This is a genomic window from Paremcibacter congregatus, from assembly GCF_006385135.1.
Taxonomy (GTDB): Bacteria; Pseudomonadota; Alphaproteobacteria; order Sphingomonadales; family Emcibacteraceae; genus Paremcibacter; species Paremcibacter congregatus.
In genome coordinates, this window is the sequence record NZ_CP041025.1 from 2045395 (window position 1) to 2062519 (window position 17125).

The 17125-nt window shown below is 46.1% G+C and carries 9 protein-coding genes; 2 read left to right on the forward strand and 7 right to left on the reverse strand.

The genetic code is table 11. The features are described from left to right. Window positions 1-43: 43 nt before the first annotated feature. The 6 genes from prsT (FIV45_RS09270) to FIV45_RS09295 form a co-directional block, all read right to left on the reverse strand. Window positions 44-2824, reverse strand: a complete 2781-nt coding sequence (gene prsT / locus FIV45_RS09270; protein ID WP_099474853.1) for an XrtA/PEP-CTERM system TPR-repeat protein PrsT — start codon at window positions 2822-2824, stop codon at window positions 44-46. Window positions 2825-2892: 68 nt separating this feature from the next. Next, a complete protein-coding gene (prsR, locus tag FIV45_RS09275; protein WP_099474855.1) occupies window positions 2893-4248 on the reverse strand; it encodes a PEP-CTERM-box response regulator transcription factor in 1356 nt (451 codons plus the stop codon). A gap of 15 nt (window positions 4249-4263) precedes the next feature. Next, complete coding sequence (gene prsK / locus FIV45_RS09280) at window positions 4264-6369, reverse strand: XrtA/PEP-CTERM system histidine kinase PrsK (protein WP_099474856.1); 2106 nt, start codon at window positions 6367-6369, stop codon at window positions 4264-4266. Window positions 6370-6378: 9 nt separating this feature from the next. Further along, a complete protein-coding gene (locus FIV45_RS09285) occupies window positions 6379-7767 on the reverse strand; it encodes a TIGR03013 family XrtA/PEP-CTERM system glycosyltransferase (protein ID WP_099475011.1) in 1389 nt (462 codons plus the stop codon). 207 nt (window positions 7768-7974) lie between these two features. Further along, complete coding sequence (locus FIV45_RS09290) at window positions 7975-10317, reverse strand: efflux RND transporter permease subunit (RefSeq protein ID WP_099474857.1); 2343 nt, start codon at window positions 10315-10317, stop codon at window positions 7975-7977. A 63-nt stretch (window positions 10318-10380) separates the two neighbouring features. Beyond that, on the reverse strand, window positions 10381-11196 hold the full coding sequence (locus FIV45_RS09295; protein WP_099474858.1) for a PEP-CTERM/exosortase system-associated acyltransferase: 816 nt from the start codon (window positions 11194-11196) through the stop codon (window positions 10381-10383). 247 nt (window positions 11197-11443) lie between these two features. Here FIV45_RS09295 and FIV45_RS09300 point away from each other — a divergent pair, with 247 nt between their 5' ends. Next, window positions 11444-12814 (forward strand): phenylacetate--CoA ligase family protein, encoded by a 1371-nt coding sequence (locus tag FIV45_RS09300; protein ID WP_133118608.1) that lies wholly within the window; start codon window positions 11444-11446, stop codon window positions 12812-12814. A 99-nt stretch (window positions 12815-12913) separates the two neighbouring features. Here FIV45_RS09300 and FIV45_RS09305 read toward each other — a convergent pair whose 3' ends face one another. Beyond that, window positions 12914-13699, reverse strand: coding sequence for a hypothetical protein (locus FIV45_RS09305; protein WP_139932325.1), 786 nt, complete (start codon window positions 13697-13699; stop codon window positions 12914-12916). 495 nt (window positions 13700-14194) lie between these two features. On the opposite strand from FIV45_RS09305, the gene prsT (FIV45_RS09310) reads away from it, so the two are divergent. Further along, window positions 14195-17119: an XrtA/PEP-CTERM system TPR-repeat protein PrsT gene (prsT, locus tag FIV45_RS09310; protein WP_099474861.1), complete on the forward strand. Its 2925-nt coding sequence runs from the start codon at window positions 14195-14197 to the stop codon at window positions 17117-17119. The last annotated feature ends 6 nt before the right edge of the window (window positions 17120-17125 follow it).

Genomic DNA, 17125 nt, shown 5'->3' on the forward strand with positions numbered 1-17125 from the left:
TGAATGACCTGCGGTTCTTCCAGAAGAGCACAGGTCATTCAGCTTAATTGGACAGTTCGTTGAGAAGTTTGCGGGCGTCTTTCACACCTGTGAAGTTCTCACCAGAAGCTACGACCACTTCGAGTTCGCGCCGAGCCGCAGATTTCCGGCCAGCCTTATTCAAGGCGAACGCATAATGATAGCGAATTTCCGCCATTTTCGGCGCCTTGCTGACCGCCTTCTGAAGTAAATTCAACCCTTTCTGATTCTGGCCCTGCTGAACCAATATCCAGGCATATGTATCAATAAAACTTGCCTCTTCAGGATAAAGATTGAAGGCCCGCTCTGCCGCACCGAGAGCCTTCGGCCCTTGGCCAACCTGACTATAAAGCCAGGCGATATTGTTTAGCGCAACGGCATTACCGCTATCCTGTTCCAGAATAACTTCATAATGGGAAATCGCATCGGGGTAATTCTCCTGTTGCAAATATTGGCTTGCCAAGACATGCCGAACCATCAAATCATTGCGATTTGTGGTCAGCCATTTATTCATGATGCCCACACCCTTTTCACCCTGGCCATTGCGAATATAGCTGCTGGCTATATCGACGGTAAACCGGCTACCTTTTGCCCCGAGTTCCGCCGCTTTCTCGAAACTCTCCAGAGCTTTTGCGGGTTCACCCTGCGAACCATAAAGCCGGCCTTCGACAACATATCCAAGAGGACTTTCCGGGTTCAGTTCCTTGACTTCCTTAATATAATCATGGGCCTTTTCGAATTTTCCATCTCTCGATTCCAGGCTCACCATTTCGACCAGAATCCCGTCTTTCTTGTCTGACAGAGACAATGCTTTTAACAAGGATTCCCGCGCTGCGGAAATTTCGTTATTGCGCAACTGAGAACGCCCTAATAATTGATAGGCCCCTGCACTATTCCCCAGGATCGCAGCCATGCGTTCAAAGTTCGCAACAGCGCCGGAGGTATCCTGCATCATCAAATTGATATTGCCCGTGGCTTCATAACCTGCCGCCTGATCCGGGAAATCCGTGATAATTTGCTGGGCAATGGCTTTCGCCCGTTCCAGCTTCTTCTGTCTGATGAGAAATTCGGAAAACTCAATCCGGGTTCTTAAATTATCGGGAGAGGCTGAAATAGCCTGCTGGTAGTAATTTTCCGCCTCTTCCAGATCATTGTTCTTGGCCGAATATTGCGCCATGGCTTGCAATGCACCGGCATGTTTGGCATCAGCATCCAAAATATCTTTGTAAATCTGCAGTCCAGCGGCATCATTACCTTCCTTGAACTCTAAACGCGCCAAATTCATAGAAGCAGAATGATACGTTGGCGCCACGTCCAGTGCTTTCCTGAATTGCGTCCGCGCCTTTTCCGTCTGCTTCAGCCCCACATAGGCTGCACCTTTCAGGTTGTAGCCTACTGGATTCTTGCCATCCTGCTTGATCAGACGATCTGCACCTTCAATTGCCTGGTCATATTTCTGTTCCCGTAAAGAGATCAGGGTAAGAAAAACCGCCGCCTGTTTCGAATTCGGGTCTTCCTGAAGGATTGCCGCCAGTCCTTCCTGGGCCGCTTCTGAATCACCCGAGGCCAGGCGGCTCAACGCCAATTGCGTCTTGAGTGTATTCTCGCCCGGTTTTTTCTCGACTGATTTTTCAAAATAGGCCGTGCCTTCTTCAAATTTGCCAAGCTTCATGCTAGCGCTGCCCAAAAGCGCATAAATTACAGAATCCGCTTTGTTATCTTCCACCAAAGGCATCAGTGTCGTAATGGCCTGTTCCGCTTCCCCCTGCCGCAGCAAAGAGGCCCCCAGAAGGCGACGGGCGACAATATTATCGGGCGCAATTTTAATCAGTTTATCCAGATGATAGATCGCCTGCGCATAATTGGCTTTGGAATAATTCATCACTCCCCGCAACACTAACGCTCCGGGGAAGTTATCCAGAACCTGACCGGATGCGTTCAGATATTCTTCCGCCTTGTCCAATTGGTTCTTCCGCGCATAAATCACCGCCGCCAGATAGTTGGCCAGGGGATGTTTTGGCGCCATGGAGAAAACAACATCGAGACGCTCCAGGGCCTCATCAGAACGTTGCAGATCGAAAAGTACGGCCGCAGATTTAAACAACGCCAACAGGTTTTTCGGTTGGTATTCCAACGCCTGTTCAAAATACCCCTGAGATTTTTCCGGACCGCTGTGCAAATTGACCATATCCCCTTTCAGGATAAGCCCGTCCACATTTTTCGGGTTCAGAACCAGAGCTTCATCAACCTTCTCTTCAGCCTTTTTCAAATCCTTCTGCAGGTAATAAACCTGGGCGATAGCAACACTGAGAGCATCACTCTGACCCGAAATTTCCTCGCCTTTCGTATAAAAAGACAGAGCTTCATCCAGATGTTTCAGGCCCTGATGCGCCTTGCCAATAATCAGATAAACCTTGCCTTTTTCCTCTTCTTTGACAGCATCAACACTCAAGCGATCAAGAATTTGCTGATAGTCCTGACGCAGCAACCGAGATTCACTCATTTTCACGATGACATCTGATTCCGGCAACCCAAGCTTGATAGCCCGGTTATATTCCTTCTCCGCCGAGATTGGATTCATGGTCTTTAAATAAAGATCCCCCAACATCACCCTGTATTGCGGATTTTTTGGATCGGCAACAATGGCGTTCTTCATTTGTATGATTGCGGCTTTCATATCCCCCTTTTTAAGGTAGGTTTCCGCATCCTGAATATATGGCGCACTCTTGTCATTGCCTACCGCAGATAAAGCCGGTGCTGTTGTTGCCATCAGCAATGCAATACTTAATGTTGTTAGATTTCTCATATTTTAGTCCCCTGTCCTTATTTTTTATAGGGCCTCTTCTGCATCGTTGGACCAGAAGTAGTGCGTATTTATAAAACTATATCATATTGTTTCACCAAACCATAGAAGGTCGGGCGGCTTACCCCCAAAATCTTGGCGGCGCGGCTGACATTGCCACTGGCTTGCGCCATAGCTTTGTTGATTGCGCGGATATCGGCATTCTCTCTTACGACTTTCAGGTTCAGGACCTCGACCTGGTCTTCCTTAATATTCAACTCAAGGTCATCTGCGGTAATTTTCTTACCGTTACACATAATGACCGATCGTTTGATCCGGTTTTCCAGTTCCCGGACATTTCCGGGCCAGTTATAAGACGCAATCGCAACCAGAGCGTCTTGCGAAAATCCCATAATCTGCTTTTTAAGATCATCATTGAACTTCGACAGAAAAGCTTTTGAAAGCAATATTGCATCCCCTTCCCTGTCAGCCAGGGTCGGGATATTGATGATAATCTCACTAAGCCGGTAAAAAAGATCTTCCCGGAAATTACCGTTGGCGATATCCCCTTCAAGATCCTGATGCGTGGCACATACAACACGCACATCTACCGGAATTTCCCGGCGGCCACCAATGCGCTCAATCACCCGTTCCTGCAAGAACCGCAGCAATTTCACCTGGAGCGGGAATTGCAGGTCGCCAATCTCGTCAAGAAACAAGGTTCCCCCCTGGGCCATTTCAATTTTACCAATGGTCTGCTTGACGGCCCCGGTAAACGCCCCTTTTTCATAGCCGAACAGCTCGCTTTCCAGCAAATTTTCCGGAATGGCCGCGCAGTTGATCGCGACGAATCTCCCGTCCTTACGATCGCTCAGGTTATGCACCGCCCGGGCCAGAAGCTCTTTCCCTGTCCCGCTGGCCCCCAACAACATGACAGATACATTGGCCGGCGCAACCCGTTCGACCATATCACACACTTTATACATGCTGTCACAGCCGGTAATCAGGCCCTGAAAACGTGTTGCACCAGCGGCTTCTGCCAAACGCCGGTTTTCTGCTTCCAGGTCATAAAGACGGAATGCCCTGTCCACGATCAATCCCAATTGGTCAGGGTCAACCGGCTTTTCATAGAAATCATATGCTCCCATATTGATGGCCTTGAGCGCACTTTCATGGGCGCCGTGTCCGCTGGCTACGATGACTTTAGTATGAGGCGCCACTTTGAGAATTTCTTCCAGTGTTGCAAAGCCCTCTGTTGTGCCGTCCGGGTCGGGCGGCAGGCCCAGGTCCAAGGTCACCACAGCCGGTTTCTTCTCCGCCAGAATGGCCAGGGCTTCCGTCCGGTCGCCGGCAATCGTCGCTGAATAAGCTTCGAAATTCCATTTATACTGCCGTTGAAGACCTGGGTCATCCTCCACCACCATTAAATTTCTTTTTTCTTCCGTCATATTCCGATTCTTACCCTATAATACCAATTCGTTATTATCTAAAGCCATCCGAAGATAAACTTTCATTGTTGTTCCTTCACCAGGGGTGCTGCTAACATTCAAACGTCCCCCCAGGCTTTTAATCATTTCACGACTTTCATAAGCGCCTATGCCATATCCGTTCTTTTTGGTGGAACGGAACGGTCGGAAGAGTTCATTCTTAATAAAGTCCTGATCCATGCCATGACCATTATCGCTAACCTTGATGATCGCGAATTCCCCTTCCCGGGAAAGCTGGACACCGATTTTCATATCTTCTTCTGCGCACGCTTCCCGGGCATTTTCGATCAAATGCATCATAACCGTTTCCACAGTTTCTGCGTCCGCCAGTACATCCAGATCACAATCATAGCCATCAAAGTTAACTGCAAGCACCCCGTTATTATATCGTCCTATAATATCGCCGATCAATTGACAAAGGTCCAGACTATCGTCCGTTTTTTCTTTGGCCGGTTCCTGCACAATGGTAATGCGTGACAAAAGGCTGTTCATCTTGGCCACAGAGTCCTGTACCGTCAGCACCATGTCTTTTTGGAATTCAGGGTTGGTGGCATGCTTCTCTGCATTTTTGACCATCAGGGACAGTTGGCTGGTAAGGTTCTTGATGTCGTGCACCACAAACGCAAATTTCCGGTTAAAGGAGTCAAATTCCCGCGTTTCCGCCAACGCCATCTCCGATACCTGCTCCGCCAGATAACTCGCTACCTGACGGCCGATGGTTTTTACCAAATCCGTGCTTTCCCAATTCAGACTGCTTTTGACCCGCGGTTGCAGAAGAACCACGAAACCAATCAGTTTTCCCAGGTGCACCAGAGGCAAAACCAGCCAATAGCGAGAATTTGCCGCAATCCATTCTGGAAGAGCAATATCATGTTGCGCAACTTTACCATTTTCGGCCTGCTCATTCAGGTCAATAACCCATTCCTTACGCGCCAGAAAGTCAATAAATGTATCTTTCGAAGACAGCTCCCCCTCTTCGTCATAAGGGAAATTCCATTTGGCCGCCAATTGATAGACATCCGGTTGATCACACAGCCATAAGGCGCCGCCCGGACTATCCATGACGTCGGCAAGAGATTTAATCGACCTTTCCCGCAGGTTATAATGCTCCCCCGTATCAGACATGGTCTTAATAAACTTCAGCCATTCTTCCCGATAGTCATAGCGGTATTTGAAAAAATGTTTGGTGAGGAACACCTGGGTGATGGCCCTGAAACGACCGGACGTGATAAAAATCACCAACCCGACCAGCGCGATCAGTATAAACGTCGCCTGCAGGAGATTTCCCCACTTACCACCATAATTTTGTAAGAAATAGCCTGCAGATGCCATACCGATAAGATAAGCCCCCGTCCCGATCAAGGTTACGGTGTGAAACACCACCTTACGGGAAAACCCGATGTTCATTTTCCAGGTCGGATTACGCGAAACCGACAGAGCCAGAAGAGGAACGATAATGAAATTAACCAGACCTCTGGCCTCATACAGTTTTACGCCAATTGCGCTGAACAGAAGAGTGTCTGCAAACAGCAGAAAATCATATATGTATAAGGATCCGACACTCAGCAACAGCAACCGAATGCCCCACCGGCTTCCGACAGAAGAATTGCGATACAGATTTTCCACAAGCAGAAAGATTATGATGCATAGTATCAGAATACTGTACACCTTAAGATCATTTGGATACTCAAAGCCTAGAATGCCGAAATCGGCACCCAGTTCCACCATATTCAAGGTAAAGATGACGCCCAAACCCGTGAATAGATAGCGATACAGCTTTCGGCCCAGTTCTGGATTACCTTGCATGTGCCACATGCGTGTCAGCAACGCGGCAAAGAAAAATATCCAGGCGATCCCCCGCAAAGTTTCAAGGACAGGCAGAAAAAGTGATAAAACAAGAACCCCAGAGAAAGTCAACGCGGTCACTAACGACCATAATGCGCTTACCAGAATGGCTACATTGAGCCAGAGATTATCCCCCGTATTTTGCTTTCTCACCACCAAGTAGAGAGATAAGAGAAAATAAGCCCCCCCCGAGAGGACGAAGGTTATGAAACCTATGTCACCGAATTCTTTTTCCATTGTGTCGTTTTACCTCACCCCGTCTGGCCATAATACTACGCGCACAGTCTGAATAAGTATAAGGAAATCAAGGAACAATGAATAGTTCTTAATATAATAAAGGTCGTATTCCAGTTTACGCTTGGTATCCTCTTCGGAGGCGCCATAGGGATAATTCAACTGAGCCCACCCGGTAATACCCGGCTTGACCCAGTGCCGTTCACCGTAAAAGGGGATTTTTTCCTCTAGCTGTTCAACAAAGAAAGGGCGTTCCGGGCGTGGCCCAACAAAGCTCATGGCCCCACCCAAGACATTAAAAATTTGTGGAATTTCATCAATTCGCGTGGCCCGTATAATCCGACCAACAGCCGTAACCCGCACATCGTTTTTCGCCGCCCATTTCGGGACACCGTCTGCTTCCGCATCAACGGTCATACTGCGGAACTTCAAAACATTAAAAGGTTTGCCGTTCAGACCTACCCTTTCCTGACGGTACAGCACGGAGCCCTTGCTAGTCGCCTTAACGGCAATCGCCGCCAAAATTAGAATAGGCATACTTGCAATCAGAAGAAGTAAACTGGCCGACACATCAAACATACGCTTCAGGACCAAATCTATTTCCCGCACACCACCAAAGCCGTCGGAAAAAATCATCCAGCTCGGGCTTAGATTATGCAGGCTCACCGTGCCCGACTGACGTTCAATGAAGGTCGTCGCATCACAAATGCTGCAGCCCTCCATTTTACAATCAAGCAACTCCCTGATCGGCAGCGCCTTGCGTCTTTCTTCAATCGCAACGACGATTTCCTGAACCGCGTGTTCCGTCACATAATCCTTAAGGGGCTGCGCATCCTTGAAAGGCACCGCATCCGAAATCACATCTTCACTTTTATTGATCCGCAGAAAATCAATAAACTCGACGGTACCACCATTATTCTGGCCACAGGTGCGGACCATTGCAGCGCGCTCTCCGGCTCCAAGAACCAGAACACGCCTTTTCAGACCTTTTAAATCAACGATATGGGTGAATATATACCGACTAAACAGCAACCCCGGATAGGTCAGAACAAGCGCATAAACAATCACACTCCGCCAGAGGTCAATCTCTGGCAACATATACAAGACAACCGACAGAATTAAAAAGGATAAGCCCAGGCTGGTGATCAGGCGAATTCCCGTTACCTTCAGTTCACGACAGGCATCCAGTTGATACAACCCTGTGGCAAGCAATACAATATAAACTACAAATACATACGCCATGACTTCAACGGCATAGGTGGAAATGGCCGGCATATCCAGGTCCGCTTGATAAAAACGAAAGCTAAGCCCGGCCCAGATCGCGGCAAGTAAGATAAGACACTCCAGAATTCCAAGATAAAACAAGGATTTAGGAATATAGTGTTTAAATATTCTGATCATATTAAATAATGCAGCCTTTACGCCATTCTTTTTCGAAATTTTATTTTGAACGGTCCCTATATACCCCGGGACCCTGCCTTGATTCATACAGACCATAGTAACAATTTATGAAGAAATGATTTCTAAAGCCTTATAAAGACGTTAAAAAAAGTTTTTTCTTCACGAACAGGCGCTCTACCATATGTTTCAGATCAATCGCTGAAACAATTAAAGACGAGGCACCTTCTTACTCGGGAACATAACAAGTATTGCTGGCAGCAGCAACACGTCATAAATTAATGCAATGGTGATCATCACCGCAGATATAAGACCAAGCGCCCATGTGGGCTGAAATGTTGAAAAACATAATACCCCAAAGCCCAAAACCAGAATAAAGGTTGTCATCATCAATGCGCCTCCAACTTCCGAGAAAGTGCTCACCAGCGCCTTTTCACTGCCCTGCCCTGGTTCGTTAAGAGATTTCTGAAATTTAGTGATGAAGTGAATAGAATCATCCACCACAATCCCGAAGGCAATGGCCGCCACCACAGTTAACGACAAGCCGACATATTGATACGCCCAACCCCATACGCCAAACCCCATTAAAATAGGCAGGATATTGACGACAAAACTGATTATACCCAATTTGACACTGCGAAAGACGACCATAATTATGAGTGATACCAGCCCAATAGCAAACCCAATACCCGTCAGCATGGAACGAATATTTCTTTCCGACAAATTGGCGAACAACAATGGTACTCCCGTTCCGGTCACCCCGTCGCCAACCAAGTTCATGGTTTGTAACTTTTGACTTACTTTGTGATCCAGGCGCCGCATCTGTTGAGATGTCATATCAGTTCCAGTGATGGTAACCCGGGTAGATTCTTTTGATATATCAATGCGGTCATTAAGATCCAGTCCCATCGGTAAAGACATTTCATACAACAACAAATACTGAGCATTCAGATCACGGTTTTCTGCGATCTCACTCTTCCCCGGGCTTGCGCTATTCATATGACGGTTCATTTTTTTGAAAATCGACACAATAGACGTTACGTGAACGATTTCAGATTGCTGTAACGCCCATTTTTCAAACGCATCTAGCTTCGCCAGAAAATCGGCATTCACCACACCGCCGTCATAATCAGAAACAACATGATAATCGATCGTATCCACCCCAGTCAGGTGTCCCGCCACAAATTCCGTATCCTGACGGAAATTATTCGTTTCATCAAAATACTTCACCCAATCATCATCAAGCTCAACAAGCCAGATTCCACGACAAACAAATATTGCAACAAGCACAGTAACCACCATTACTGCACTCCGCCACTGACATATAAATCGCGCAAGATATTCCGCATAACGGCTATTTTGGGATACTGTTTTCATGTTTTTGGGGAAAACCCGGTCAGGTTTCATTCCTAAAAGAACGGCGGGAAAAAAGGTAAATGTTAGAAAGAAACTGAGTACAATACCGACCGCCACCAGGTTGCCCATATCCTGAAAAGGCGGCGCATCATTGAAATTCAGGCTGATAAACCCGATGAATGTTGTAAAGCTGGTGAGTGTTATTGGCAGAAAATTGTGACGAATCGCCTCATACACAGCATCCTTACCTACATGACCAAGCGTTATTCTTCGCCGCAAGGAAGACAGGATATGAATAAAGTCCGCCAAGGATATCGTCATCAAAATAATGGGGACGCCACTGGTGCCTGCGGTTAGTTCTATACCGCTATAACCGGCAATTCCCATCGTTGCACTTACCACCAGCGCCATCAAGAGCAATATCAGTCCCGCAACCCTGAGCGATCTGAAAAAATAAAAACTTACTGCAAAAACCATCACAATAAAGAAGGGGAATACCACTTCTAGATCATGAGCATAAGACTCACTGAAAGCGGCATCAAGCGGCGCATCTCCCGTAATATAAAATTTTAACTGGTCATCGTCTTGCGCCGCTTCATTTTTCAAATTCTTCACAGCAGCCATGATTTCCGCCAAAACCGCGCTGTCCCCTCTTGGGGCCGCAACATTCAATGCAATCGCAGCCGTTTTTCCATCTTCAGAAATTATCTGCCCCAAAAGGTCCTGATCTGACAGCGCATAGACGCGGGCTTCATCAATTTGTGCAGGAGATGCCAGCATTTCTTGCGTAATCAGAGAAGTAATGACGATTTCATCCTCCTCGGAGGAAACTCTCTGAAAATTGGTTAAGGAATTCACCCGCGTCACATAGGGGATCTGCCAGGCCTGCTCGGTAAGCCGGAGAAGAATTTCCAACGCCCGAGGCTCAAACAGGTCTGCACCATCGGTGTTAACCACCAACAAAAGGCTGTTGCTTTCGGTAAAATTTTGTTCCAGGGATAACAGTGTCTGACGTTCATCACTTTCGGGCGCAAAGAATATACGCCCATCGCTATTCTCCCGAAGGGACAGCCCCCCCCAAGCGAAGAGAAAACACAGGATAAGAGGAACTGTAAGACAAAGAAAGCGATAGCGGTTTAATAGATCAAACCACTTTTTAAAAACCGAAGAAGAAAGAGAGCTTGCTTGCGCCTGCATTATGTTATCCGTGTCATTTTGCTAAATACATCATGACCATAGTCCCGGAATCTTAATAAAAGACTAGGAGACCGGATGACGGATGAGTTCGGGAGGCAAACCTTTAACAAAAGAGGCGTAGAAAGGTTTCGAACTTTTATAAACCTGGTCTTCAACATTATTCAAGGAAACCATATAAGGTCGCACGGGTCCATAATAATCCACCTCTGGCCCGATCGCTTCGAAATTAAAATAAAACCGTCTTAACAGTTTCAACAAACTGGGTTCCATCGCTGCTATCCAGTGGGTAATACCGCTGCGCTTTGATTCCTGATACAAACTTTTATAGAGCCCCACGACAATATCAGGACGATGCCGCCTGCGGTTATCTTTGGGGGCTCCAAGAGGCGCATCTATCGGCGCATTGGCAACAGCCATCCCGTAATCACCGTCATCTTGCCTTTTGCGGATCATTTTGCTGACTGCTAATCTGGATATTTCACCAGCCGTTTCAGGAATGTGATCAGGGTCATCAATTTTGCAATGCCCCAACATAGGAAAACCCAGCTCTGAATTACGTACCAGCCGTAATGTGCCCAAAGCATTTCCCAGGTCGTCAAAGGCACCGAAATGCAATGAATGCCGGTCAAAATCATCTATTTCGCAATTATCAGGATAATGTTCAGGATTGAGAAAACCCTTTTGCAGGCAGTATACATCATACCGTAATTGATAAAGTTTTTGCAATTCTCGCATGTTTTCCACTAAACGACTGGGGAAAGCGACGTCTTTATCCCAGAACCTTTTTTTAACTGTGTCTGGCGTCACCCCACTCTTCATCCTCGCCTCAACACTTTCACTTTTTCTGTAACTTTCTGCTTTTGCAGCTATCTGAGGCATATTATCTAACTCAATTGGAAAGAAAATGTTTTTCTTTGGAGCTCACCCATTATTAGGTCTATAAAGTTCTGCTAAATCTAATATAAATTTACGCCATAGACATTAACAGTCTCTTAAAATATTCACTTTAATGTAAGGATGAAAAACCCTTCTTTAATCGCATATAAAAAAAAGAGAACAACTCTCGGCACATAGGATCATGGCACAACAATTCATCAAAAAAATACAGCGGAAAATACAGCTCAAAATGCTGGAAAAATCCACTCCTGAAGGCTTGAAAAAGCTGGGAGAAAAAAAACTTGTGCAACGCTTCAAATCGGCGAAAAAATCCTCTCCTGCCCTTAAAAAGTTACTCGATGAAGCCCGAATCGATTCAGAGGCTGTCTCATCTAGTGAAGACTACAGTCAGCTGTCCTTTAAAATGGCGAAAGAAAATACCTTCAATCGATTTGAACTTGAAGATTTATGTCGCCCTGGTGCGCTTGATGCGCTCAGCGGCGTTCTGACCAGTTCCGGGCATAGTGGTAACTTTGCTTATGGCCTGACCACCCGTAAACAACGTAAATCCACACCAGATATGATTGACCTTGCCTTACAAGGTGTTTTCAACATAGATGAGAAAAAAACATTACTCGTTAATTGTCTGCCCATGGGCGTACGGTTTCCCTCAAATGTAGTCACTCAGGCAGAAGTCAGTGTGCGGGAAGATATGGCCCTGGCTCTTATTCGAAAATTTTCCCCCTATCATGATCAGATTATCATTACCTGCGACCCTTTGTTCCTGAAGGTCCTGCTTGATGAGGCCGAGCATTGGCACGTCGACTGGAAGAAAATACATAAACATCTGATCATTGGCGAAGAAACCTTTGGCGAAAAATTTCGCGACTATGTTGGCTCAAAGCTTCATATAAATCCCGACAACCCGGCTACGGGTATCATCGGGTCCTCCATGGGTGTTGGTGAATTGGGCTTAAATCTTTGTTTTGAGACACTGGAAACCATTGCTCTGAGACGGGCCATCAACAACAATCCCGTTCTTTTGAGAACCTTATTCGGATGTAATAGTCCTAAAGACCCTCTTCCCATGCTGTTTGCCTATAATCCACTCGCTCATTATATGGAAACCCCAGACCGTGACAGCGACGGCTTTGGCGAGTTGCTGGTAAGCCTGTTGGATAAAGACACACCTGTTCCCTTGTTCCGCTACCAAACCGGAGACGAGGCCCGCTTATTGGAAACGGGTGAAATAAAGGCCCCCTTTCAAGCCCTTGGTTTACCCATACCTCAGTTGCCTAACATGCCATTAATTTGTATCCGCGGGCGTCATAAGGACAGGTTAAAAACAGGACTGCATATTGGCGCTGTAAAAGACAGCCTTTATCAGAACCATGATTTTGCTGACAAGATTACCGGTGCTTTCCGGGTTGAAGCAGACAGCCCCGGTTTAGTGCATGTTCAGCTTCGACGAAAAATTAAGAGCACCGATGTCATTTGCCCGGATCTGATCAATCAAGATGAAACCTTGTTTGCCTCAACAGATATCAAGCTTTGGTCATATGAGGACTTCCCTTACGGTCAGACCCTAGATTATGAGCGCAAGTTCAGTTATCTTTCCTGACACTTTTTTCAATCTTCACACAAAAAAAAGGGACGGTAAAAACCGTCCCTTTCTTCATTCTGTGTCGTCCCGATATTTATAATATCAGGATCAGACTTATTAGGCTTTCCGACGACGACCCGCCAGACCCATGCCAACCAGGCCAAGACCCAGAAGACCAAGTGCACCTGGTGCAGGAAGTGCAGTAGTTGTTGCAGAACCACTACGAACGACCAGGTTAAAGGAAGTGCCGTTACAGTTAACATTCAAACCACAAGGCTCAATTGACTGTTCGAATTCAAAGATTTCAGGGTATTTTGCCATCGCAGTACCATCGGTTGCTACTGCAGAACCACTTGATACGCCGTTCAGAGTATCGAAATCAAAGTTACCGCACAATGTTGCCGCAGGGGCTACGATGCTGCTACAACCAGGAATGAAGCTCAATTCCAGATATTTTGTCAGCGCTGCAAGGTCGGCTTCGATTGAAGCCTGGTCAGTCAGATCAATCCCGGCCAATGTCGCTGCATCGATACGGTAAATATCAACCATACCACCGACAGAATAGATGTCTGTTGAAGTCGGGCTGTTTACGAAAACTTTTTTGTCTTCAAAACCGTGGAAATATGTAAACAGGATGTCGCCATCTTCACCTTCTGTCCAGAGTGCTGGATCAAATGGTCCTGCATTCAGAGGCTCGATAGCAGAAATGGTTGTTACACCCCATGTATCGTTGGATGAATTTGAACCAGGTGCGGAAGGTGTAGTGCTCGCCAAGTCACACTCTGCAACAGTTTCACACAGAAAACCTGGTGTTGATGTATCGTAACCAGCCTGTGCAGAAGCAATACCCATTGTTGCTACAGCGGCGCCAGCCAACAGTGTTTTCAAAATCTTATTTTTCATTTTATTCTCTCCATTTAACTCTAATTAAAGAATACTTTAAAATTAGTTTTAATCCAAAACAGTTCGTTCTCAATGTTACAACGAGAACCCTGTTTCTAATTCTCATCCCAACCTATGCAACCCCCGTGCCAAAAAACATAAGTCATTGTATTAAAATAATTATTACAAAAAAAAACCTTATTTAAAATTCTTGGACACAGGTTTTAACTCAAATATGTAAAGAATTCCGACACTTTTAGCCCGCTCGTCCTTTCAAATACCTATCCGATGACCAAAATACAACCTAAGTATTTGTTATAAATACAATATTATCAAAAAATAAAAACTGTAAAAAAATCTGACACCCTGTTTTCCCCCTACTCTTGATTTTCAGACCATAATCTGTCCTAATGATAAACAGTTTAGCTGTTTCTTCATATTTTAAGACTAGAACCAAGAAAACGGATTAGATTAATCCAGAGTTTGCACATAAATATATTGGGTAGAATAGATACTATGGGACAACATATAATTTTCCTGGCGCGTAATAAAATCGCTTCACATACAATAAAGGCCGCACTGTACAGTGGGTGGCGTACCATTAAGGCATCACATAAGATACTGGCACTCATTGTTGCTTTGTGTCTGACCGCCTGTTCTGAGGAAGAAATTAAAACAGAAAATGCCTATCTGGATGGCGCCTATGAAGCCCATACCACAGGAAACAGTCGCCGGGCGCTCTTCGAATTGGCGACCGCGATCCGATACTATCCCAAGAATGCAGAACTTCAGGTCACCCGGGGAAACATCTTCCTTGATCTGGAAGACGGCGCCGCAGCGGAGATTGCCTACAACAAGGCCGTGTCTCTGGGCTATAATAAAGAGTTCCTAAAACATAAGCTGGCTGAATCTTGGCTCTATCAGAGAAAACCCGGCAAGGTTATTTCTGAATTTGAAAGCGAACTCCTCCAGGGCTCAGAAAATGCCCTCATGTTTGAAGTTGTGGGTCGGGCCTATATTGCCACTCGTGATCGCACTAACCCTGCACTGTTTATCAAAAACATGGATAACGCGGAGAACTACATTAATGAAGCCCTCCGTCTCAGCCCGCAAAACACACGCGTCCTTATCACCAAAGCCTGGCTTACGGCCCTTTCAGGAAAACTGGAAGTGGCACTTGATTGGCTTTCTCAGGCAGATGAAATCGTTAAGGACCAACGCCAGAACTTATCCGTAAAAGGTGAACTGCTTATCCGCCAGGATAAACTGGACGAGGCCAATAAAGTCTATAGCCGTCTTGTCGAGAAGTTTCCGCAATACCCACAATATAAGATGGAACTCGGCTATACGCATCTTTTAAAGGGAGAGCTAGAAATAGCCCGCAAATGGATTTCACCAATTACCCAACAATATCCAGACCATCTCCGGGCCAAGACTTTGCTGGCAAATATTTCCCTGATGGAAAAAAAATATGATGAGGCAAAAACATTAAGCGACGCCGTACTGGCCAAATCTTCTGAAAATCTGGACGCTATCCTTGTGAATGGCGCCAGCTCCTATTTCCTCGATGATCTGGAAAACGCTCACCAGAAACTTAGTAACTTCTATAGCAAAACCGGATCTATACCGTCTCTTAAATTATTGGCTGCAACAAAATTAAAACTTGGGGAAGCTGAAAGCGCCGCCCAATTACTTGCTGATGCCGGACAGACCAGCACTTCACAAACCGATAGTGAAATGCTTAACCTCGTCGCACTTGCATCGGCAAAAATTGGTAAAGTTGATGTCGCTTTGGAAGCTTACCAAAAACTGGCTGCAGAACGGCCAAACAGTTCATCTTTCCTGAAAAACACCGCTCTTCTGCAAATTGCCCAGGGAAATTACGAGGAAGGGTTCAAAAACCTGGAAGAAGCCCTTAGTAAGGAAACAGAAGAAAAAGAACCGGGACAAGACTTATATTATCTGGTCAGCAAAGCGTTGCAAGTGCGGCAACTTGATCGCGCCGCATCATATATAGAACAATATAAAGCGACCACACCTGATAGTTACAAGCCATGGACCATGTCTGCAGTATTAAATAGCATATTGAAAAAAACTGACGCAGTGCATGCTGACTTTGCTCGCGCGATCGAAGTCGCGCCCAATGTGGCAGAAGTCCGGGCGCGCTATGCGATTTTCCAGAAAATGCGTGGAAATAATGAAAAAGCAGAGGCACTGGCGCGTCAGGCCCTGGAACTTGATCCAAGTGATATTGGGGCCGGAAAACTTATTTTGGAAGACCTGATTAAAGAAAAGAAATATAGCGAGGTCAAAACAATCGTCGACAATGCCATTAACGCACCAGACGCCGCACCGGAGAACAAACTCCTGTTTTCAGATTATTACAATACTCTTGGCAGACCTCAGGACACCTTGAAAGTTCTTGATGACATGCCAAGAAACCTGAAGTCCACAGGTATCTATCAACTGATCGCCAGCAAGGCATACCTGCGGAGTGGTCAAGCCCAGAGGGCTGTTGAAACTCTTGAGCGCGTTACGATAAAAGCACCAAACAACATCCCTGCGATGAAATATTTGCTGCGAGGCTATCTGCTCACCAAGGACCAGGTTAAATACCAGGCGACACTAGAAAAACTGGACCGCCTGCTGCCAAATGATTATGAAAACCAACTTGAACTGGCCAAATTATATATTTCTACTGGGCGGTACAAACAAGCTGAAAAAACACTCAATATTATTCGCCCCGGATCCGAAGAAGATGCGGTCAAGGTCAGTATTCTGAAAGCCGGTTTAAAAACCAATTTGGGCGACCCCAAATCCGCTATTGATATTCTGAAGCCTATTTATCGGCAATATCCGGATAATGGCATGATTAATATGCTGTATGCCCGTAATCTGGCCCAGAATAATCAGGTAGACCTGGCCATATCTGTCACCAAAAACTGGGCGGACCAGCACGAAGACAATGCGGAATCCAAACAGTTCCTCGGCGATCTTTATCTTCATAAAAAAGATATGGCCAATGCCAAGGCACAGTATGACTTGCTGATCACCGTGACAGAAAAACCGAAACTTTTACTGCATGCCCATAACAACCTTGCCAATATCTATCTCGGTGAAGGTGAAAATGATCAGGCATTGACACATGCTCAAAAAGCTTTTGATATGGCTCCCAACATACCGGAGGTCGTGGATACGTTCGCTCAGGTCCTGATGAAACAGGGACAAGCGGCCAGAGCGATTGATCATTTCAATCAGGCCTTGGCCCTGTTGCCGACAAATGACCAGAAGAACAGATCCCTCTTCACTATCGGAAAAGCCAAAGCCTTGCTGGAAACCGGCCAGGATGAAGAGGCCCGTAAAATTCTGACCCGCTTGCTGAAAGAAGACCCTGACTTCGAAAAAATCGACGAAGCCAAAGAAATGCTTTCCAAGCTATAGACAGTC

Excerpts from the sequence above, each read along its gene's own strand:
- prsT (WP_099474853.1), bottom strand. The coding sequence starts at position 2,824 with ATGAGAAATCTAACAACATTAAGTATTGCATTGCTGATGGCAACAACA.
- prsR (WP_099474855.1), bottom strand. The coding sequence starts at position 4,248 with ATGACGGAAGAAAAAAGAAATTTAATGGTGGTGGAGGATGACCCAGGT.
- prsK (WP_099474856.1), bottom strand. The coding sequence starts at position 6,369 with ATGGAAAAAGAATTCGGTGACATAGGTTTCATAACCTTCGTCCTCTCG.
- FIV45_RS09285 (WP_099475011.1), bottom strand. The coding sequence starts at position 7,767 with ATGATCAGAATATTTAAACACTATATTCCTAAATCCTTGTTTTATCTT.
- FIV45_RS09290 (WP_099474857.1), bottom strand. The coding sequence starts at position 10,317 with ATGCAGGCGCAAGCAAGCTCTCTTTCTTCTTCGGTTTTTAAAAAGTGG.
- FIV45_RS09295 (WP_099474858.1), bottom strand. The coding sequence starts at position 11,196 with ATGCCTCAGATAGCTGCAAAAGCAGAAAGTTACAGAAAAAGTGAAAGT.
- FIV45_RS09300 (WP_133118608.1), top strand. The coding sequence starts at position 11,444 with ATGCTGGAAAAATCCACTCCTGAAGGCTTGAAAAAGCTGGGAGAAAAA.
- FIV45_RS09305 (WP_139932325.1), bottom strand. The coding sequence starts at position 13,699 with ATGAAAAATAAGATTTTGAAAACACTGTTGGCTGGCGCCGCTGTAGCA.
- prsT (WP_099474861.1), top strand. The coding sequence starts at position 14,195 with ATGGGACAACATATAATTTTCCTGGCGCGTAATAAAATCGCTTCACAT.